This is a genomic window from Aliiglaciecola litoralis, assembly GCF_039523355.1.
Taxonomy (GTDB): Bacteria; Pseudomonadota; Gammaproteobacteria; order Enterobacterales; family Alteromonadaceae; genus Aliiglaciecola; species Aliiglaciecola litoralis.
Map to the genome: position 1 here is coordinate 148,821 of NZ_BAAAFD010000003.1, position 21,169 is coordinate 169,989.

Genomic DNA, 21,169 nt, shown 5'->3' on the forward strand with positions numbered 1-21,169 from the left:
TTGCTGATGTCCCATGTTTGGCATTTCAAAAATCAGTTGATTTGACTGCCGATGGTTATCCATCACCAGAGGTGTTTGCCGCAGTGCAAAAAGCCATTGAGGTGCCACAGAATGAGTCAGACATAAAGTAACTAAAAGGCTTTTATGGGCTTCGCTCAGTTTGGTTCGGTTTTTTGCTGATGTCCCATGTTTGATTAAACAAGGTTTTGAAGGGACACCAGATAATCGTTTTAAGCGGGCGTCTTTTCGGGTAGGTATTTAGCCAGCATGTTCAACAATTCGATATGCTTAATGGGCTTAGTGATATAATCATTCATGCCAACGTCAAATGCTTTGGTATAATCCGATTGCATGGCGTTGGCTGATAACCCACAAATAACGACATCATTAAATCCTTGATCTCGGATCATTTTAGTCGCCTCATAACCGTCCATTTTCGGCATTTGAATATCCATCAACACCAAGTCATAATGCGGTGAATTTTTAATTTTAGTTACCGCCTGAATTCCATCTTCAGCGATATCATAGGTAATATTCATATTTTTGAGCATTTGACCGGCAACTATCTGATTGATGTGATTATCTTCAACAAGCAATACATGCCCTTTTAACATTATATTGTTTTGCTTCTCTTTCTCAATTAGCTCTTCATCTGATTCGTGCTCAATATCTAAAACGTCTTCAATGAATCGTCTAAATTGGACGCCTGAAAATGGATGGGAAAGCACCGGTACTTGCCATTTTTGTGCTAGCAACGAAGGCAAGGTATTAGGTTGAGTATTAGTAACTAATCCTATGTTTACCTTCCACTCAATAGCTCTTTGAATATCCGCTTGTAGTGCTTTGTGGGCCTTAATATCGTCCACTTCAATCAACAGTATAGCTTGTTCCTTTGCAGGTTTTCGGCACAGTTCTAAGCTGTCGCTATTCAGATAGCGATATTTTTCATGTAGCGCCATTGCATAGCTTTGGGGGACTAAATGGTTCTTTGAGGTTGAAAGCAAAAATAGCTCAACGGGGTAATCAAAGGTTAACAAAGACTCTGACATCCGTTCAATATCTAATTCTAATTTTACATCAAAGCGGGTACCTTCGAATCGGGTCGAATCCACACTGATAGTGCCATTCATTAATTCGACTAATTGTTTAACAATGGATAACCCAAGACCCGTTCCTCCGAATTCGCGACTGGTTGAGCCATCGGCCTGAGTGAAGGGGGCAAATACTTTATCGAGCTGTTCAGGCTCCATGCCTATGCCCGTATCTATGACCGCTATCTTTAATGCAATTTTTGAGGGACTAATAGGTTTAAAGTCAACTTCGATACGCACAGTGCCATTGCGGGTAAATTTTACTGCATTTGTGCATAAATTGAGTAGCACTTGGCTGATACGCAGCGGATCTCCGATAATAGTTGCGGGCAGTTTGGGGTTGGCAATAAATTGAATATTTAGATTTTTCTCTTTGGCTTTAATCGAAATGTTGCCCAATAAATTTTCAAACATTGACTCCGGCGAGAATCGAATGTTTTCTAGATCTAACTTGCCAGCTTCAATTTTGGAAAAATCTAAAATATCATTGATTAAAGTCATCAATATCTGAGTTGAGTAAGATACTTTTTGTAAATACTCACGCTGCTCTTTTGTAAGCTCGGTCTTTAACACTAACTCTACAAGTCCACTGATACCATTCATTGGCGTCCTGATTTCATGGCTCATATTTGCCAGGAATATGCTCTTGGAATTTGCTGCTTGTTTTGCACGTAGCGTGGAAGTCGCTAACTCTTGATTGAGTCTGGTTTGCTGCGCATTATGCTTTTTAGCTTCGAGTAATAAGTGGTTAGTTTGTAGGTTTTTATCATGGAAAACTTCAGCGGCTTTTGCTAATTGACCAATTTCATCTTTGCGATGGGTTAGGGGGATACGCTCTATGTCATCCTGATTCGCTAACATTTTGAACAAGTCGGTCATGGTATTGATCGGCAAAGCAACGCGATAAATGAAAAATATTGCCACGCCGAGGAATAACAACAGTGTAATACCGGCAAAAAAATCTAAACGCACTTGATCTTTTGTCGACTCTTCTACGATTTGTTTGTCAACAGCCTGTTGCCGGTCATCGACAAGTTGGTTTAGCTCTTGTGCTAAATACAAAAATTCATTGGCTGATCCTGCCATCACCACATTGGCTAAAAATAAGTAACCGCGGGTAACTTGAGTTAACTGAACAAAACCATTTGAAAGTAAGTTCAATTCTCTTTCTATTGAATCCTTAAACGCAGGGATACCTTGTAGCCCTTGCAAATGTTGACGTGTGCCGTCTAGGCGCTGCTGGAACTCTGCAATTAGCAAGGGTTCAGGCTCAAGCAAATAATTTAATAAACTTATCCGAGCTTGGGAAAAGTTAAAGCCTAAATCAATAAGAGATTTTCGTTGTTCAGAGGTTAGTGATTGAATTGTCTGCTGGGAAGAAAACGCCTGTTCTAAGCGTGAAAACATCTGATTGATATCTTGTCTAATGATAGCGTCGCGCCGAGAGCGTCCAGCAACAACAGTTTCAAAATTATTTTTGTAGTCATGCAAGTGCGAATGCATGCGAGAGATTAAATCTAGATAAGACTCCACGTTATCTTCATCTTGCACTAAGGATTCTAACTTATTCAGATTATTGTTAATTTGAACATAAAGATCTTCAAATCGTTTGAGGATCGAATTGCTGGCAGTTTGTTTGAAAATCAACACATACCGCTGCAAATCTAATACATCTTTTTCCAATTTCCCAACCAGGTTAACTTTGTTGACCGTTTGTTGGGAAAGCGAAATGCCGTCTAAAAAGCGAGCTTGGTTTTGTCGAGACAAATAAGTTTGCACCACCAACAACAGGATGAAAATGAAAAGCGCAAAGAATATCTGAAATTTAAGTGATCTAAACAATTCGTTTTTGCCGCCTAAGCTATTTTGCAAAGTGATTGATTTTGCAGTTAATTTTTTATGTTATGTGAGTTAATGCTAAGAGCTTATAAACTCATACCACTTTTGTAAACTGTAATCGTAGTTTGGCATCACCGTATTCCATACTGCTACATTACTAAATCGATTAGTATAACTTCCGCCAGTGCGAGTACTCCCTTTTTTGACCGACACATTGCCGTCAGTGCCTCTAAGATCTTCTCTGGCCGGCAGGCCTTGATACCAATATTTCCATTCCGCTTCGCTGAGGTATTTGGCTGAACGTTGCGGGTTGGAAATGTAATATCCCTGTCTGGCGATGAAGGCGCCCGGCCAACCTGATAGCCACCAATTCATATAATCATATGCGGCGTCTTTTTTTGACTCTGTTATGGCGGACGATAAACACATAACACCATGCCAGCCGCGATAACCCTCTTTAGGCGCTGCAAAAGTAACAGGGACATTTTGTCCATTAAGTGCGGATACCGCTGGAGAGAACATACTTTGAATATGAACGCGGTTAGTTTTCATGAAATTTACCGATTCAGGTACCGAAGTCCAAAAACCACTGAAGTGATCTTGTTGCTTTAAGTCGATGAGGTAATTAAATAAAACATCCAACTCAGCCTTACTCATTGCGCCAATATCATTGAAAGTTACTACACCTTGAGCTTGTGCGGCCAATGCTAAGTCAAATAAACCTATGGTTGGTGCATTCACAATCGCTACTTTTCCTTTGTGCTTTGGATCTAATAACCATCCCCAGCTTTCGGTTTCAAAAGGCTCTCCTTTTTTAATAAAGTTAGTGTTATAACCAAATGAATCAACATTATGCACGTAGGGTAGGAAACTGATTTTGTCAGTGTGTTGAGTACCTAATGAGTTATCGTCTTGAACATGCAAAATTTTGTAAGGGGCGTCGCCAGCGCCAATCTTAGCTGACTCTGTAACCTTGCCGGTTTTTGTCAGTGAATTTATTTCATCCCAGTACCGTATACGTTTTTTATCAATCGCCTGAATTGACCCTGCGCGCCACAGTACGTTAATACTGTTTGACCATTGCTCAAAAAGATCAAAGGATGCAGGTTGTATTGATGCTTTTTGCACCACAGCCGCGCTGCCTTTGGCCTCGAATATTAATTCAATACCTAAATCTTGCATGGCTCTTTGGCGCAATTCCTCTTGCAGAGTAACGTGAGTACCCAGCACTTTTAGCGTCATTTTTTTACGAGCAAATACATAAGGCGCTTTGGTGACAGCCAGCGTGGAGACGCCGGCCAGCGCCAGTTTTTTCAAGGTCTTTCGTTTATGATCATCGCATGAACCGGGTTTGCTTTGCACTTCTATGTCCCACGGTAATTTTTTTGAATAGACTAATACGGTAGAACAAAATTGATTTTTTTGCCATAAACCGTTGGTCTAAAGATAGTCTTGGTATTGCTTGAAAAATAAACTTAAACTATTGTTCTTTATACAATTTTTGTTCAAAAGTGAGTGTTTGTGATATTTGCTGCTGAGACAAGTCAATTTTGAAGCGATAATGTTCTTCGTCATCAAACGGCATAACGGCAAGATAATAAATCGCATCACCTTCATTAACCTGTTTAAAATCAAGTTCGATGGTGTTACCCAACAAGTTTCTTGCAGTACCAGTTATCACCACTTCTTGCGCTTGCTTGGACGTCCTATCAAGTACTGAGATATTTACCAAGGTATTGTTAGAGCTGCGCTGAATGTTGTTTGCCCGCGCTATTTCAGGGGTTAAAAACGTGGTGTTAAAAGCGATATAATGCACGTCCCAATTGCCCAGCGTCTTCTTCTGTTCAGCGTGCGATTGAAAGGACAATACCAACAATAGCAGCCACAACCACTTCACTTTATTTAATATCAATTTAGCTGACCTCATCTTATGCTTAACTCAAACCAATGAGTTTCATGATAAAAATCAAAAGGATGATTAAAACCATTGGGGATAAGTCCAAACCACCAATCGGTGGCAATATGCGCCTGATGGGAGCGATAAGAGGCTCAGTTAGCTGGTGGAACAAATGCTCCATCGGATTGTTCCCCTGACTCACCCAACTCAATATGGCGCGAATGACCAACACATAGATAACCAGCTGTACTGCCTCTCCAATCAAGAAGAAAAAGGCATTGAGCAACAATCCAACTATGTGAATCTGTCCAACTCCAAGCAGCATCAGCTTAATCCATATATGCAATACCGCGATCGCGAAAGCAAACAGGAAAGTGGCAGTATCAAATCTGCCGATAGAGGGCACGATACGGCGCAGCGGCCCTACGACTGGATGAGTGACTTTGACTACAAATTGACTTAACGGGTTATAGAAATCCGCTTGGGCTAATTGCAGCCACATGCGCAGTAAAATAACCATTAAGTAAAGCGTAAATAGCGTGGTAATTAGAAAATCGATAGCTGTCATAGAAAATACTAACCTTAAAACTGTTGCGTCATTTGTTGAGCTCGTTTGATCGCTGCATCCATTGCTTTAGCAACCAAATCTGTTAGTTGGTCAGATTGAAAGCTCTCAATTGCTTTGGCCGTTGTGCCGCCTTTAGAAGTAACTTGGGCCCGCAACTCACTTAATTCAAGGTCTTCATTGTGACAAACCATTTCCGCAGCCCCTAACATCGCCTGTTGCACCAGTTTGCGGCTGGTGTTTTTATCCATACCCAACGCCATTGCATGATTTTGCATAGCTTCTAGGAAGAGGAAAAAATACGCTGGGCTGCTGCCTGCGGTGGCAATAACAATGTCAATGTCAGATTCTTTTTTAACCCAAATGGCTTCTCCGACACTGCTCATCATATCAAACACAAAGGTTTTGTCGCTTTCGTCGACACTGTCTTGAGCAAACAAGCCGGTCATTCCTTTACTCAATAAGCTTGGTGTGTTGGGCATGGTTCTAATCAGTGGATAATGACCGCCAAGCATGTCCAATAAGCGTTCGCTGTTAATCCCTGCGGCAATAGATACAAACACTTTACCTGCTAACGACTGTTTCGCTAAGTCTTGACATACTTGCTCCATCAATTGCGGTTTTACCGCTAATACAATCACATCAGACTCGGCTACCGCATGGTGGTTGTCTTGTGTGGTGTTGATGCCATGTCGTTCAGCCAATTTATCCAATTTTTGTGGAGAAGGGTTACTGGCGGTGATCAGGTTGCTTGGGTAGCCACTGTTAACTAATCCAGAAATGATTGCTGCCGTCATATTGCCCGCGCCAATAAAAGCGATTCGTCGTTGTTGCATACTAATAATGTTTCTCCTGTTATGTTCGAGCACCAAAAATAGCGGTGCCCAGTCTTACCATGGTACTACCATTTTCAATGGCTAATTGCATGTCGCCAGTCATACCCATCGAAAGTGTATCTATATTAGGGTAAAGGTGTTTTAACTGAAAGAACAGGTCCTGCATCCGCAAAAAGCTGTCTTTTAACTGCTCATCAGTTTGTTCGGCCTTAGGAATGGTCATTAATCCGCGTAATTGCAAATTCGCAAGAGATGCAACCTGAGCAGCCATTTCCAGTACTTCCTCTGGCAACACCCCCGCCTTTGTGGATTCGTTATTAATGTTAACTTGGATCAATACATTCAATTTTTTGTGTGGTGAGCGTAAAGTGTTTAATCGATTTGCGATCTTGGCGCGATCAATACTTTGCACCCAATCAAAATGTTCAGCGACCAATTTGGCTTTGTTCGATTGTAATGGGCCAATAAAATGCCACTCGATATCGCTAAGTTCGTTCAGTGCTTGAATTTTTTCAACGCCTTCCTGCACATAGTTTTCACCAAATAATCGGTGTCCAGCTTCATACGCTTGAACGATATCTGATACCGGTTTAGTTTTACTTACTGCTAGCAATTGTACTGAATTTGTCGCACGATGAACTTTATCAGTGGCCTTAGCCAAGCTTTCATGTGCGCTTTTGAGACGTTCTGCTATTGTTTCCATAAAGCCAGTATTTAGACGGAGAATTTAGTTGTGGATATTACCGAACTTTTAGCTTTTAGTGTGAAGAATAATGCATCCGATTTGCATTTGTCGGCAGGCTTGCCGCCAATTATACGGGTTGACGGCGAAATGCGCCGGCTTAATGTGCCTGAGTTGGACCATAAACAAGTGCATGCTTTGGTTTATGAAATAATGAATGACGGTCAACGCAAAGAATATGAAGAAAACTTGGAAGTGGATTTTTCCTTTGAGGTTAAAGATCTCTCTCGCTTTAGGGTTAATGCCTTTGTGCAAAATCGCGGCGCGGCGGCCGTGTTGCGCACGATCCCAAGTGAAGTGCTAACCTTAGATGATCTCGGTGCACCGGCGATCTTTAAAGATATTATTAATCAACCAACCGGTATTGTACTGGTTACAGGCGCCACAGGTTCAGGGAAAAGTACCACCCTTGCGGCCATGATTGACCATATTAATACCCATAAGCGCGAACACATTTTGACCATCGAAGATCCGATTGAATTTGTTCACCAAAACAAACTCTGCGTAATCAATCAGCGTGAAGTGCATCGTGATACGCATAGCTTCAATAACGCTTTGCGCTCTGCTTTACGTGAAGATCCTGATGTTATTCTGGTCGGTGAGCTTCGTGATTTAGAGACTATTCGTCTGGCGATCTCTGCGGCAGAAACCGGGCACTTAGTATTTGCCACCTTGCACACTAACTCAGCACCTAAAACCATCGACAGGATTATAGATGTATTCCCTGCTGAGGAAAAATCCATGGTGCGCTCGATGTTATCCGAGTCGTTGCGTGCGGTTATATCTCAGACTTTGTTGAAAAAAGTGGGCGGCGGTCGTGTCGCTGCACATGAAATCATGCTTGGGATTCCCGCAATACGTAACTTGATCCGCGAAGATAAAGTGCCGCAGATGTACTCAGTTATCCAAACTGGACAAGGTCATGGAATGCAGACGATGGATCAGTGTTTACAAAAATTAGTTGCTCAAGGCGTCATCACTGCGCAGGACGCAGCCGGTAAATCTATTGATAAACAACCCAAAATCGGCTTCTAGGAGTACTTTATGGATCTCAGTCCTTATCTACGTAAAATGGCCGAACAAGGTGCCTCTGATTTATTTATCACTGTTGGCTTTCCCATCAGCGCTAAAATTAATGGCCAGATGACACCAATCAGCGAAGATCGTCTTACCGAAGAAGCGGCCCTTGCGCTAGTTCAAAACGTGATGAGCGATAAGCAGCGAATCGAGTTTGAAAATAGCAAAGAATGTAACTTTGCTATTGCACGCGATGGCATAGGCCGTTTTCGTTGTAGCGCATTTTGGCAAAGAGATATGGCCGGCATGGTAGTGCGTCGTATTGTGACGCAAATTCCGAAAGCGGATGAACTAGGCTTACCTGAGATCCTCAAAGATGTGATTATGTCTAAACGCGGTTTGTTGTTGTTTGTGGGGGCAACCGGCACAGGTAAATCGACTTCATTGGCAGCTTTGATGGGACATCGAAATCAGAATTCTCGTGGTCACATTTTAACCATTGAAGATCCGATTGAATTCGTTCATGAACATGCCGGATGCGTTGTCACTCAGCGTGAAGTCGGAATAGACACTCACTCCTTTGATGATGCGTTAAAAAGCTCGTTACGTCAGGCGCCAGATGTCATATTGATCGGTGAAATACGCTCAATGGAAACCATGGAATATGCCATGTCATTTGCTGATACTGGGCACTTATGTGTGGCCACGTTGCACGCCAATAATGCCAATCAGGCGATTGAACGGATCATGCACTTAGCGCCACAAGAGCAACATGAAAAACTGCGTTTTGATTTAAGTTTGAATCTGCGCGCAATTGTCGCCCAACAATTAGTGCCCACGCCTGATGGAAAAGGCCGTGTAGCGGCCATAGAGATATTACTAAATTCACCTTTGGTCGCTGATCTTATTCAACGCAACGAGATTGGCTCGCTTAAGGAAGCGATGAAAAAAGGTCGTGAAATGGGCATGCAAAGTTTTGATATGGCGCTTTACGATCTTTACAAAGAACAGCGAATTACTCTTGAACAGGCTGTGCATCATGCCGATTCGCCGAATGATTTACGATTGATGATTAAACTAGACACCGAAGAGGGTACCAGTTTGGGCTCGCTTTCCAATGTATCCATTGATATGGACTAACGGTGGAAAAGATCTATTGGCACAATGACAGATTCATGATTTATCAGGTCAAGCAATTGCTGGACGATCACCAGATCCCCAACTTTATAAAAAATGAATTTGCCATTGGTGCCACCGGTGAGTTATCGCCAATGGATATTATGCCTGAGGTGTGGCTTACCGATTCCGAATGGCGGCCCAAAGCAAAAAAATTAATTGCTGAATTTGATCAGCGGCGAGCGATTATTGCGAGTCCATGGAAATGCGTTAAATGTGGCGAAACTAACGAGGCTAACTTTGGGCTTTGTTGGCAATGTGGTAGTCACAATAACGGCGAACTAACCTGAACTCTGCAAAGTTCAGATTAGTAAGATTGACTCATGTAACTTTCAAGGATCAGACAAGCCGAGGCACTGTCAATTTTTCCTTTGCTGAGCTTTTTGTAGCCGCCCATTTCAAAAAGTGTCGCTTTGGCATCAACTGTGGTTAGTCGCTCGTCAAAAGTGTGTACGGGGATCTTAAATTTAGCATGCAATCGATTAGCAAATTTTTGCGCTGCAAAGGTTACCTGTTGTTTAGTGCCGTCCATATTCAGAGGTAAGCCCACCACCACAATTTGCGGACGCCATTGGTCATAGATGGTCGCGATTTTGTCCCAATCAGGGATCCCATCTTTAGCGGGTAGAGCATCCAGTGGCGAAGCAGTTCCGGTGATTTGCTGACCAATTGCCACTCCAATACTCTTAGTGCCAAAGTCGAAGCCTAACAAGGTGTGTGATGATGTCATCAGGCATGACCTGCGTCAGGGCCTAATTGCCATGGGTCAATTCCCAGCTTTCGCACTGCTTCTTCCCATTTTTTATGAATTGGAACATCAAACAATAATTCTTTATCAGCTTCAACAATGAGCCATGAATTATCCTGTACCTCTTGCTCCAGCTGTCCCGCAGTCCAACCTGCATATCCTAACGTAACCAACGATTTATCAGGTCCATGTTCATTGCCCAATACCGATAAAATATCTTTTGATGTGGTGATCATGATCTCAGACGTGAGTTGTAAACTGGAGCTCCAACCTGGCTGACTAGTATGTAAGATAAAGCCTCGATCTTGATTAACAGGGCCACCTGCAAGAACGATAGTGTCGGCTTTCTCTTCCAACACAATGGCGTCTTTATCAGCTTGTGAGATTAGTTCTTTGAGCGTCATGCCCACAGGTTGATTTATTACCAAGCCCATGGCGCCTTTATCATTGTGTTCACAGATATAAGTAAGTGAACGTGCAAAGTAAGGATCATCTAAGCTTGGCATTGCTACTAACAAGTGATTTTCAAAACTATCCATGCTGTCCACCTAATCTGGTTTCGATGGCATTGAACAACATGCCGGTAATATCGATGTCATAAGCTGCCTCAATTTCTTGTACACAGGTTGGGCTGGTTACATTTATTTCTGTGATTTTATCGCCAATCACATCTAAGCCCACAAATATTAATCCTTTTTCGACCAATAACGGCGCTATAGTTTCTGCGATAGCTTTATCAGATTCTGACAATGGTTGCGGTCTGCCAGTGCCGCCAGCGGCTAAGTTGCCGCGAGTTTCGCCTTTACTGGGTAAGCGCGCCAAACAGTAGGGCACAACCTGACCATCAACGATCAATATACGCTTATCGCCGTCTTTAATTTGTGGCATATAACGCTGAAACATCGCATAGCGTGACCCTAATTCAGTCAATGTTTCGATGATAACGCCAAGATTGTTACCGTCAGGGCCAACTCGAAATATTGAGGTACCGCCCATACCATCTAGCGGTTTGCAGATGATATCTTGATGTGTTTGATGAAAATGCCGAATAAGCTTGCTATCACTGGTTACTAATGTTTCAGGGATCAAGTCTGGAAACCAGGAGGTAAATAATTTTTCGTTGAAATCTCTCAGACTTTGGGCGCGATTAACTACGAGCGTACCGGCCTGTTCGGCAAGTGAAAAGATGTGAGTCGCGTAAAGATATTCGCTATCAAAAGGGGGATCTTTGCGCATTAAAATCACATCGAGTTCGGCCAAATTAACGTGGCTAGATTCGCCCAGAACAAACCATTTGTCGGGATCGTTAAATACTTCAAGTGAGCGCATTCGCGCCATGGGTTGTCCATTGTCTATATATAAATCGGACATCTCCATATAAACGAGCTGATAGTCCCGACGCTGAGCCTGAAGCAACATTGCGAAGCTAGTATCTTTCTTAATGTTTATCGATTGGATAGGATCCATCACGATGCCAAGTTTAATGGTCAAATCTATTCCTTATATGACATTTTCTTCATCATACCTAAGATCTTGTGTTGCGACTAAAAATTTCAAGTGATTTATTATGATTCTTTATGGAGCTGATATGCACTACTCAATTCGACCAGCACAACCTAATGATTCAGTAAGGTTAAGTCGCATTGCCATAAGTTCTAAGGCATATTGGGGGTATAGCAACGAATTTATGTTAGCTACAAAGGCAGAGCTCGAAGTCAGTGAGGCTCGCCTGCGCGACTCGGATTTTAACTATCAATGTCTGTGGTTAAACGGGCAACATCTAGTCGCGTTCTATGCCCTGTCATTATTACCTGAATTGTCAGAGTTCCCCAGTTATCAACTTGAACATCCGCCTGCTGAGCCTGATAAACGACGCTTTTTGCCGGGTAAAACAGCCGAATTAGAGGGGCTTTTTGTCGCTCCAAAGTATATTGGCAAGGGCTTGGGACAGGTGCTATTTGCACATGCGTGTGAAGCGCTTCGTTGTCAGGGAATGGCCGTTTTGCTGATACAAAGTGATCCCAATGCATTGCCATTTTACCTCAAGCAAGGGGGCCGATTAATCGGCAGTAAAGAATCTGGTTCCATTCAAGGCAGGCATTTACCGCTGGTGCGTTTTGAAATTGTTTAATTTACCCAAGGTTTGAACATACCATCAATCTTACTCTATGATTTCATTACGTTTGTGTTTAAGCTGATAACCAGAACCTTGATTAATTTTACTACTAGCATGGCAATATGATGGCTAAGTTGGAGCATCAGCATGAATACTGATGTAAGGTCCCAAGCACTTCTAGCTACTCGATAACTCCACTAAATAAGGATAAAAAAGAACGATGCGTTATTTGCTGCCAGTTACCCTGTGTTGTTTGTTTTTGTCTGCGTGCAGCAATAACAGCGAAGTGATCCGTAGCGATGCACAACAATTTAAGCCTACTATCAATCCGCAAAACTGGCCGCTTTATGATCCTCCGATTAAGCGCAATCCTGTCATTGAACAACAGATCACCGATTTACTTTCGCGTATGACCTTAGAAGAGAAAGTTGGACAGGTTATTCAGGCCGATATCGCTTCTGTTACACCCAAAGACGTCGCGCAATACAACTTAGGAGCAGTACTAAACGGTGGCAACTCTGCACCAAAAAATAACAACCGTACTGACGCAATTCATTGGTTAACATTAGCGGATCAGTTATGGCAAGCATCAACGGACGTATCTGACGGAGGTGTCGGTATACCTATCTTGTGGGGAACAGATGCGATCCATGGCAATAGCAATGTCGTGGGTGCCACCGTTTTTCCGCATAACATTGGATTAGGTGCAGCCAACGATCCTGAAATGATGTTCAAAATAGGTCAGGTGACGGCCAAGGAAATTTTAGTTACTGGTCAGGATTGGACCTTTTCACCAACGCTGGCGGTAGCAAGAAATGACCGATGGGGGCGCACTTACGAAAGCTTTTCAGAAAGTCCACAGCGGGTAGCTAGTCTGGCAGGTAAATTGATTTCTGGGATCCAAGGCCAGTTAAATTCGTCAGACTTTTTAGGTCAATCACATGTCCTTACTACGGCTAAGCATTTTGTTGGCGATGGCGGCACCACTGACGGCATTGATCAAGGCGAAGTTGTTGTGTCTGAAGCTGAACTAAGAGACGTGCATGCGGCTGGTTATATACCGGCAATTCAGTCCGGTGTGCAAACTGTTATGGCTTCATATAGCAGCTGGCAAGGCGCTAAAATGCACGGTTCTAAAGTTATGCTCACCGATGTTCTCGTTGATAGGTTAGGATTCGACGGTTTTGTGGTGGGCGACTGGAACGGCCATGGACAAGTGACTGATTGTTCAAATGTATCATGTCCACAAGCATTTAATGCCGGTCTTGATATGTTCATGGCGCCGGATAGTTGGAAAGAACTTTATAACAACACGCTCAAACAAGTGAAAAGCGGCGAGATCAGTGAACGCCGACTCAATCAAGCGGTTGCACGTATATTACGGGTAAAAATGCGCGCTGGACTGTTTGACGCTGGATTACCATCCAATCGACCTTTTGCTGGGCAGTGGCAATTGTTGGCCTCAAAGGAGCATCGAGCACTGGCTAGAGAAGCCGTGAGAAAGTCTCTGGTATTATTAAAAAATAATAATCAATTATTGCCGTTGAAGCCAAGTATGAATGTGTTGGTAGCGGGGGAGGGAGCCCATAATATAGGTCAACAGACTGGAGGCTGGACACTTTCTTGGCAAGGTACGGGTAATGCTCGCGCCGACTTTCCCAATGGTCAATCTATCTATGAAGGTATTGCAGAAGTTGTCAGTCAAGCTGGAGGAACGGTTGAACTAAGTGAGCAGGGGAGCTTTGAAGTCAAACCAGATGTGGCGATTGTGGTGTTCGGTGAGCAACCTTATGCGGAGTTCCAAGGAGATCGTCCACATATCGACTTGATGCATGATAATGGACTCAAAGTACTGCAAAAACTCAAGTCGCAGGGAATCCCTACGGTATCGATTTTCTTATCTGGTCGGCCCATGTGGGTACATCCTGAGATGAATCAATCGGATGCGTTTATTGCTGCTTGGCTGCCTGGTACTGAAGGTGGCGGTATTGCCGATCTATTGTTTACCGATGTTCGTGGCAATTTACGCTATGACTTTACCGGACGCCTTTCATTTTCGTGGCCTGATTTGCCAAGTGATGCTGAATTGAATGCTGGAGAATTAGATTATGCGCCGCTTTTCCCTTTGGGTTACGGTTTGTCAGTTAATGACAATACTGCTCTGGGGCCTTTGAATGAAAAGAGCGATAGTGATTCTCATGAATATACCACCCGTTATATCTATGCCGGAGATCCTGTCTTTCCATGGAGTATGGTTCTGGTGGATCCAAGTGGGCTTACCCCAGTGACGAGTAACCTTGAAACAAGTTCGGCAGGCAATTTACTCGCCGTTGCTGCAGATGACAAAGCTCAGGAAGATACGATTATTTTTACTTGGCGTGGAGATGCCGCGGTATCCATTGAGGGAAATCCGGTTGATCTAAGCAAACAAACTCGCGGTAACATGACATTTCAAATAGATTATCGCGTTATATCAGCCACGGATCCGCAAGCGAGTTTAATACTTGGATGCGGTGAAGGTTGTTCCGTTAGCATGGACATCAGTGAATCCTTGAAGTCTGTCGCAGGGCAGGGTTGGCAAACCGCATTAGTTAAGCTGAAGTGCTTTGCTTCATCCGGAGCCAATATGAGTTCAGTTCAAACCCCGTTCTCAATTCAATCTACAGCGGGTTTAGTGATGCAACTGCGTGAAGTCAAAGTTGTATCAGACTTAGGTCAGGCTAATTGTTCTTTGTAACTCAGGGCTGTGCAATTAGCAGTGAGCAAAGAGTTCAGTACTGAAATATCGTTCTGCAGTGTCTGCGAGTATGGTCACAATGCGTTTTCCGCGCATGTCGTCTTGTTGAGACATTTGAATGCAAGCTGCTATGGCTGCGCCGGACGAAATGCCCACAGGTAAGCCTTCAGTTTTGGCCAACATGCGCGCATGTTCAATTGCGACTTGATCATCGATTGCACAGACATAATCTAATAAAGACACATCTAAAATATCGGGAATGTGCCCAGAACTCAGTCCTTGAATCTTATGCAGCCCTGACTTGCCCTCACTTAACACCGGGCAGGCACTTGGTTCAACACCGATGATTTTTATCTGAGGCGCTAATTCCTTAAGCGCTTTACCAATGCCAGTAATAGTGCCACCAGTACCTATCCCGGCCACAAAGGCATCGATTTTACCGCCACAATCGCGCCATATCTCCTGTGCCGTGGTGTTGTAGTGGGTGTCCACGTTAGCTTGATTAGAAAACTGATTAAGCGACACGGCATTTGGACGTTGACGAACCAACTCTGCTGCATGATCTATTGCCCCTTTGGTGCCTAGCTCTTTTGCAGTGGTGACCACCTTAGCGCCATACAAATGCATTAGCTTACGCCGCTCAATAGACATGTGCTCAGGAATCACTACTGTTAAGGGGATCTTGCGAATCGCGCATATCCAAGCACAGGCAACGCCATTGTTACCGGATGTAGGTTCTATTATTTCAGTTTGTGAATTAAACACATCCGACGCCATCAGCGCATCTATCATTGCCAATGCGGGTCTATCCTTAACAGAGCCTGCGGGGTTAAAGTATTCCACTTTGGCAATAATCTCAGCATCAAGTGCTTGTTCTTTCATCACATTTGATAGCCGCACCATAGGCGTATTACCAATAGTGTGAATGATGCTGCTATATATATTTTCATCGGCTTTGGCGGTGACAGCTAAAATTTCATTTCGAGTTAACATAGGGCTCTGCAAGGTTTGTTCTCAATACCCTTAATTGTGCCTCTTTAGACAGTAAAAAATTTCTAAAATAGAATTAATATTCGTGCTATTTTAGAAAAAAATACTATTGAATGGTGGTTTTGTGGCAATTGATGCTATAGATAAGGCGATTTTACGACTGTTACAGCATGATCTGACCCTTTCCGTTAATCATATAGCAGAGCAAGTTGGCTTGAGCACTACGCCATGTTGGCGTCGTATTCAACAGCTAGAAAAAAAGGGCGTGATTAAACAAAGAGTGGCGTTAGTTGATCCAGAATTAGTTGGGTTGGGAATGACCGTATTTGTACAAGTAAAAGCAGGCAAACATGATGATAAATGGCTGAATCACTTCGCAAAACATGCAGGATTGTTAGAAGAAGTCGTTGAGTTTTATCGTATGAGCGGCGAATACGACTACATGCTAAAAGTCGTAGTGGCCGACCTAAAGGCATTCGATAAATTCTACAAGCGACTTGTAACGGGCATTGATCTGTCCGACGTCACATCAAGCTTCGCAATGGAGCAAATCAAATACACGACCGTACTACCCGTACGCTAGCCCAACCGCATATTCCTTTGCATGGACACCCACTATTCCTTTGCATGGACACCCACCGTTATTTAGCATGGACACCCACCGTTATTTAGCATGGACACCCACCGTTATTTAGCATGGACACCCACTGTTGTTTAGCATGGACACCCACCGTTATTTAGCATGGACACCCACCGTTATTGAACATGAATAATCAATGATCAGAGTTTTTGTTAATGCGGTTTGTAAATCTTTTAAGTATTCAAATATTTTATTTTTTAGAGTGGGTGTCCACATTAAATTAAGGTGGGTGTCCACGTTAGAAGTGAAAAAAAGCGCTAACGTTGTCAGTTAGCGCTTTCGTTTGCTTTTTGATTGCTTGGAACGATTAACCTATCATGTCCTCTAATTCAGTTCCTTTGGTTTCGTGGACGAAATACAGCACAAAGAATATTGAAATTAGGGCACAAGCAGCATAAAACCCGTAAGCACCGGCTAAACCAATACTCGCAAGCATGATAGGGAAGGTCATGGTAATGGCAAAATTCGCCAACCATTGAGACAACCCCGCCACTGCCAAGCCTGAGCCCCGGATCTGATTGGGAAACATTTCGCCCAACATAACCCACATTACCGGCCCCCAAGACATATTAAAGAAGAACACGTAAGCATTGGCTGAAACCAGTGCTAAGGTGCCTAAACTGCCCAGATCAAGGTTACCGTTTGCGTCAAAATCTGCGCTTGCAAAGGCATAAACCATTAACCCCAAGGTTACTGTCATACCAATAGAGCCTAGCATCAAGAAGGGCTTGCGACCGACTCTATCGATAAGTGCCATGGTAATGATGCAAGCCGCGATACTGACGGCGCCGCTGATAATGTTTATTAACAGCGCATCTGATTCTGAGAAGCCTACAGCTTGCCATAACACGGCGCCGTAATAGAACACCACATTAATACCCACTAATTGTTGGAAAGTCGCTAACCCAATTCCAACCCAGACAATTTTACGCACTTTACCGGTTGTTTTACTGATTAAATCGGAAAATGTAGGTTGATGATCTGCTGCCAATGAGGCTTCAATTTCTTTGAGCTTTGTTTCCCCAACAGCTTGGCCGTATAGTTTAACCAAAACTGCTTTTGCGCTATCCAAGTGTTTAGTGATCACGAGATAACGCGGGCTTTCAGGAATAAACAGCAATAACACAAAAAATAATACGGCGGGGATCAGTTCAATCCAGAACATCCACCGCCATGCTTCATAATCCATCCACAATATTGCTGTAGACATACCAGCATAATTTGCAAGTAAGTAATTACTCACAAAGGCGCTAAATAAGCCTCCTATAATTGCTATTTGTTGGATGGTCGTTAGACGGCCACGAATGCGGGCGGGCGCTATTTCACTAATATACGCTGGAGCCATGACCGATGCAGCACCAACCGCAAGCCCGCCTAATATGCGAAAAACGATAAATTGCATGGAAGATGATGCAATCCCAGAGCCCCATGCGCTGACGATAAAAAGAATAGAAGCAGCAATGAGTATAGTTCTTCGGCCAAACTTATCAGCCAAACGCCCTGCAAACAACGCCCCGGCAGCGCAACCCAATAACATACTGGCAACGTTAAAACCGGTGCCAAAATTATCAGAATTAAATGCAATCTTTAATCCATCCACAGTACCGTTTATTACGCCACTGTCGAAGCCAAATAAAAATCCGCCAATAGTCGCCACACAGCTCACCAACACGATGAATAACATATTTTCGTTTTCTTGACTCAAGGCCTGCTCCTTCTTTTTATTATTGTCTTTGGATTACGACTGCATAGTAATAAAGCTCGATCCTAGCATGTTATCACTATGTTAATTGCTAGGTTATCGTTATCTGTCTGGTTTGCAACTAAGCTAGCGTGAAAAATCAAATCTGCTTGGTACTACAAACTCAGCTTATTGATTACAAAAAGAGTGCCACCGATAGTTTGATGTTTGTTTATTTGGTTTGGTATTTTCTTGATAAATAATAAATCGCGATGCTACCGATTACCCCTGGCGCAATCCAAAATACAAGTTGCATGCTGCCCAAATCGGCAAACAATCTACGGCCACCAAAAGCGATAAACGCGGTATAAGCGCCAATTCCTGAACCAATCATGCCACCAAAGTGCTCTAGTAACCATTGCTTGGGTTTAGGCGCTTTGTTAAAGCAGTATCGCAGCATGCCGCTGCTAATAACAACGCCCAAAATGCCAAATACCGTATGCAGCGTTTTGCCCTGCATGATGCCAAACCCAAACATTACCAGCCCGCCAATGAGTAGTAGTAACAATGGTGCTAAATGTGAAATTCGGCGCAAAGGTTGGGTATTTTGTTTATAGACTAGAGCTGCGAAACCTTGGCGAACACTGGTATAAGTGAGCAAGCTTAAAAACAGTAAAAAGCCCCAAAAAATGCGAATTTGAACGATAAAATTTTGCTGGTCAGAATTTTCGTTAAGCAAATGACCTTTGAGCGCGATGGGATCATAGATCACCATAAGTGCCATTAAAGCACCGGAAAGTGCCACCGCATACATGGTAAATCCATAGTATCTACCAAATTTAATATGATCTAAGCCCCCTTTTCGGCTGAATATTGGGATCCAAAACAAGATCAACGCTAAACTGCCTAGGAATATGTGACTTGTAAATAAACCGGTGTGTAGTGTTAACATATACTCTCTCCTAGTCAATATGGTCATAGCATAGTCAAATCCTGCTTGCTTCAAGAGTGCCAAAAGTCATCATTTAAATCGTGACTTTTGGCCTATGGCATTGACGCTGATGACTAACGCATACTGATGTCCACTTGGCCATAGCTCCATGCGCTAATGATAAGAATGAAAAGAGGCAAAGATGGATAAGCTAAAACAGATACTCAGTATTGAAGTTGCCACAGCAATTTTGGCTTGGTTAGTGGTCAGTGTTTCAGCTCTTTCATTGATGATCACCGCGCAACGCTTCCCATCAGCCGACATAGTGCTCGCAGCTGCGTGTTTTGTGATTTTTATTATCAGTTTTGTGGTGGCAGTGAGTGCCAATGATTTACGTGTTAATGTGCAAAAACGCTTAGCATTAATGGCATTACAGTACTGCGTTGTATTAGCAGCGGCTTGGCTGCTACCTTATAGTTTTATTGCCATTCTAATCACTATCTGGAGTGCGCAACTTCCCTATTTCGTTAGCATGAGAGCGGCAATCTTGACCTCGCCTTTTTGGTCTGCGCCTTTGTGGATTATTTTCGCTTTTCACTGGCAGATGTCCAATGTCTTATTATCTGCGTTGTTATTTTGGACCTTTAATTTGTTTTCGCTGGTTATGGTTAACGCCACGATTAAGGAGCAAAGAGCGCGAGAGGCAACTAATGAGTTGAATCGCAAACTGATCGCAACCCAAAGCTTACTTTCCGAAGCATCGAAACAAGCTGAACGGGTACGGATCGCCCGTAATATTCACGATTTACTGGGGCACCATCTCACTGCCTTAACGATTAACTTACAAGTCGCATCTCGCATCACCCAGGGGGAAGCTCAACAACGGGTGCAACAATGTCATGATCTCGCCAAGTTACTTCTTAGTGATGTACGTGAAGCGGTGTCAGAAATCCGTGAAAAGTCGACAATTGATCTTGTCCAAGCCCTAAGTGCCTTGCGCGACAACGTTCCCAATTTGCATGTGACAATGCAAGTTCAAGACGATATGAATATCACGGATGTGGATCTGGCAGAGACTATTTTGCGTTGTATCCAAGAAGCCATCACCAATACGCTTAAGCACAGCAAAGCGAAAAACTTTGATATTCAACTCACCCAACATGATCGTTGGCTTAGTTTAGAAATGCGCGATGATGGGCAACATAGTCAACCAACCGAACTGAAAAAAGGAAACGGATTAACTGGCATGCTTGAACGTATCAAAGAGTTTGACGGAGTGATGGAAACTGCGATATCCACCACCGGTTTTGTGACCAAAATTAGCATCCCAGAGAGGAGCGCATGATTAAAGTAATGGTAGTAGATGACCAAACACTGGTCAGAGAGGGCATAAAAAGTTTACTTATGTTGTCTCCTGAACTTAGCATAGTTGCAGAAGCTATGGATGGAGAGATAGCGCTTCAAGAGATCCGCAAACATCAACCCGATGTCGTTCTCATGGATATCAGAATGCCGGTGAAAAATGGGATCGAGGCGGTACGTGAATTAAATGCATCTGCGAATGATGCGTGCCCACCGGTCATTATGCTGACGACTTTTGATGATCATCAAATGGTACTAGAGGCACTAAAAGTCGGAGCCAAAGGGTATTTGCTTAAAGATGTGTCATTAGAAACTCTAGTGGATGCTATTAAAACCGTTTATTCCGGACAGACGTTAATCCAACCTTGCGTCACAGAGCGAGTGCTGCAAAAAATACAAAGCCATTCAAACGAATTTGAAAGTGAGCATCAACCAGAACCCTTGACCATAAAAGAAGCGGAAATTTTACGTTTGATGGCATCAGGGTGCAGTAACCGTGAAATCGCCCAAGCGATGTTTAAATCAGAAGGTACAGTTAAAAACCAAGTGTCTACTATTTTGGCTAAATTAGGTGTACGAGATCGCACTCGAGCCGTGTTGAAAGCTATTGATATGGGGATTATTTAACTCTCACTACCAAACCTGAACTCTGGATAAGGTGTGTTGAGCAATGAAATATTTCATAACGATTTCAGAGTGTTAAAGATGATAAGTAAAAATACAACTTCAAAAACAGTCATCAATGATGCAGTTTTTGCGATTATCAAGGCGAGTTTTCGTACGGAAAAGCTGGTCTATTGC

At 43.1% G+C, this 21,169-nt stretch carries 21 protein-coding genes; 9 read left to right on the top strand and 12 right to left on the bottom strand.

What is annotated here, in order from left to right:
- Positions 1 to 17 precede the first annotated feature (17 nt).
- Positions 18 to 131: a peptidoglycan-binding domain-containing protein gene (locus ABD036_RS19175; protein ID WP_425542559.1), complete on the top strand. Its 114-nt coding sequence runs from the start codon at positions 18 to 20 to the stop codon at positions 129 to 131.
- 99 nt (positions 132 to 230) lie between these two features.
- Here ABD036_RS19175 and ABD036_RS07665 read toward each other — a convergent pair whose 3' ends face one another.
- From ABD036_RS07665 to ABD036_RS07690, 6 genes are all read right to left on the bottom strand, one after another.
- Positions 231 to 2,963: an ATP-binding protein gene (locus tag ABD036_RS07665; protein WP_343858306.1), complete on the bottom strand. Its 2,733-nt coding sequence runs from the start codon at positions 2,961 to 2,963 to the stop codon at positions 231 to 233.
- 45 nt (positions 2,964 to 3,008) lie between these two features.
- A complete protein-coding gene (locus ABD036_RS07670) occupies positions 3,009 to 4,292 on the bottom strand; it encodes an ABC transporter substrate-binding protein (RefSeq protein WP_425542560.1) in 1,284 nt (427 codons plus the stop codon).
- Between the two features lie 118 nt (positions 4,293 to 4,410).
- The gene (locus tag ABD036_RS07675; RefSeq protein ID WP_343858308.1) at positions 4,411 to 4,857 is read right to left on the bottom strand and encodes a DUF4426 domain-containing protein; all 447 of its coding nucleotides are present in this window, start codon (positions 4,855 to 4,857) and stop codon (positions 4,411 to 4,413) included.
- Positions 4,858 to 4,864: 7 nt separating this feature from the next.
- Positions 4,865 to 5,395, bottom strand: a complete 531-nt coding sequence (locus ABD036_RS07680; protein WP_343858310.1) for a YggT family protein — start codon at positions 5,393 to 5,395, stop codon at positions 4,865 to 4,867.
- Between the two features lie 14 nt (positions 5,396 to 5,409).
- Positions 5,410 to 6,228: a pyrroline-5-carboxylate reductase gene (proC, locus tag ABD036_RS07685; RefSeq protein ID WP_343858312.1), complete on the bottom strand. Its 819-nt coding sequence runs from the start codon at positions 6,226 to 6,228 to the stop codon at positions 5,410 to 5,412.
- Positions 6,229 to 6,247: 19 nt separating this feature from the next.
- Entirely contained in the window at positions 6,248 to 6,931 is a 684-nt protein-coding gene (locus ABD036_RS07690) for a YggS family pyridoxal phosphate-dependent enzyme (protein WP_343858314.1), read from the bottom strand.
- Between the two features lie 30 nt (positions 6,932 to 6,961).
- Between ABD036_RS07690 and ABD036_RS07695 the strand changes: the two genes are divergently transcribed.
- The 3 genes from ABD036_RS07695 to ABD036_RS07705 are packed head-to-tail and all read left to right on the top strand — an operon-like array spanning position 6,962 to position 9,453.
- The gene (locus tag ABD036_RS07695) at positions 6,962 to 8,005 is read left to right on the top strand and encodes a type IV pilus twitching motility protein PilT (protein WP_343858316.1); all 1,044 of its coding nucleotides are present in this window, start codon (positions 6,962 to 6,964) and stop codon (positions 8,003 to 8,005) included.
- Positions 8,006 to 8,014: 9 nt separating this feature from the next.
- Positions 8,015 to 9,127 carry a PilT/PilU family type 4a pilus ATPase gene (locus ABD036_RS07700; protein WP_343858318.1) on the top strand — a complete coding sequence of 371 codons (1,113 nt, stop codon included), beginning with the start codon at positions 8,015 to 8,017 and terminating at the stop codon, positions 9,125 to 9,127.
- Between the two features lie 2 nt (positions 9,128 to 9,129).
- The gene (locus ABD036_RS07705; RefSeq protein WP_343858321.1) at positions 9,130 to 9,453 is read left to right on the top strand and encodes a putative signal transducing protein; all 324 of its coding nucleotides are present in this window, start codon (positions 9,130 to 9,132) and stop codon (positions 9,451 to 9,453) included.
- A gap of 17 nt (positions 9,454 to 9,470) precedes the next feature.
- Here ABD036_RS07705 and ruvX read toward each other — a convergent pair whose 3' ends face one another.
- From ruvX to gshB, 3 genes are read right to left on the bottom strand one after another with little or no spacing between them, the layout of a single operon-like run.
- Positions 9,471 to 9,893, bottom strand: a complete 423-nt coding sequence (gene ruvX / locus ABD036_RS07710) for a Holliday junction resolvase RuvX (RefSeq protein WP_343858323.1) — start codon at positions 9,891 to 9,893, stop codon at positions 9,471 to 9,473.
- On the bottom strand, positions 9,893 to 10,450 hold the full coding sequence (locus tag ABD036_RS07715; RefSeq protein ID WP_343858325.1) for a YqgE/AlgH family protein: 558 nt from the start codon (positions 10,448 to 10,450) through the stop codon (positions 9,893 to 9,895). The genes ruvX and ABD036_RS07715 overlap by 1 nt, the downstream gene beginning before the upstream one ends.
- A complete protein-coding gene (gshB, locus tag ABD036_RS07720) occupies positions 10,443 to 11,402 on the bottom strand; it encodes a glutathione synthase (RefSeq protein ID WP_343858327.1) in 960 nt (319 codons plus the stop codon). The genes ABD036_RS07715 and gshB overlap by 8 nt, the downstream gene beginning before the upstream one ends.
- A gap of 97 nt (positions 11,403 to 11,499) precedes the next feature.
- Between gshB and ABD036_RS07725 the strand changes: the two genes are divergently transcribed.
- Together ABD036_RS07725 and ABD036_RS07730 are read left to right on the top strand one after the other, a co-directional pair.
- Positions 11,500 to 12,042: a GNAT family N-acetyltransferase gene (locus tag ABD036_RS07725; protein WP_343858329.1), complete on the top strand. Its 543-nt coding sequence runs from the start codon at positions 11,500 to 11,502 to the stop codon at positions 12,040 to 12,042.
- A 205-nt stretch (positions 12,043 to 12,247) separates the two neighbouring features.
- Positions 12,248 to 14,764 carry a glycoside hydrolase family 3 protein gene (locus ABD036_RS07730; RefSeq protein WP_343858332.1) on the top strand — a complete coding sequence of 839 codons (2,517 nt, stop codon included), beginning with the start codon at positions 12,248 to 12,250 and terminating at the stop codon, positions 14,762 to 14,764.
- Between the two features lie 15 nt (positions 14,765 to 14,779).
- Here ABD036_RS07730 and cysK read toward each other — a convergent pair whose 3' ends face one another.
- A complete protein-coding gene (gene cysK / locus ABD036_RS07735) occupies positions 14,780 to 15,757 on the bottom strand; it encodes a cysteine synthase A (RefSeq protein WP_343858333.1) in 978 nt (325 codons plus the stop codon).
- Positions 15,758 to 15,884: 127 nt separating this feature from the next.
- Here cysK and ABD036_RS07740 point away from each other — a divergent pair, with 127 nt between their 5' ends.
- Entirely contained in the window at positions 15,885 to 16,337 is a 453-nt protein-coding gene (locus ABD036_RS07740) for an Lrp/AsnC family transcriptional regulator (RefSeq protein ID WP_343858693.1), read from the top strand.
- A 364-nt stretch (positions 16,338 to 16,701) separates the two neighbouring features.
- On the opposite strand, the gene ABD036_RS07745 is transcribed toward ABD036_RS07740, so the two are convergent.
- Entirely contained in the window at positions 16,702 to 18,099 is a 1,398-nt protein-coding gene (locus ABD036_RS07745) for a sugar porter family MFS transporter (protein ID WP_343858335.1), read from the bottom strand.
- Positions 18,100 to 18,307: 208 nt separating this feature from the next.
- Positions 18,308 to 19,027 (bottom strand): hypothetical protein, encoded by a 720-nt coding sequence (locus ABD036_RS07750; RefSeq protein WP_343858338.1) that lies wholly within the window; start codon positions 19,025 to 19,027, stop codon positions 18,308 to 18,310.
- A 181-nt stretch (positions 19,028 to 19,208) separates the two neighbouring features.
- Here ABD036_RS07750 and ABD036_RS07755 point away from each other — a divergent pair, with 181 nt between their 5' ends.
- Both ABD036_RS07755 and ABD036_RS07760 read left to right on the top strand, forming a co-directional pair.
- The gene (locus ABD036_RS07755) at positions 19,209 to 20,351 is read left to right on the top strand and encodes a sensor histidine kinase (protein ID WP_343858340.1); all 1,143 of its coding nucleotides are present in this window, start codon (positions 19,209 to 19,211) and stop codon (positions 20,349 to 20,351) included.
- Positions 20,348 to 20,995: a response regulator transcription factor gene (locus ABD036_RS07760; protein ID WP_343858342.1), complete on the top strand. Its 648-nt coding sequence runs from the start codon at positions 20,348 to 20,350 to the stop codon at positions 20,993 to 20,995. Before ABD036_RS07755 ends, ABD036_RS07760 begins: the two co-directional genes overlap by 4 nt.
- The last annotated feature ends 174 nt before the right edge of the window (positions 20,996 to 21,169 follow it).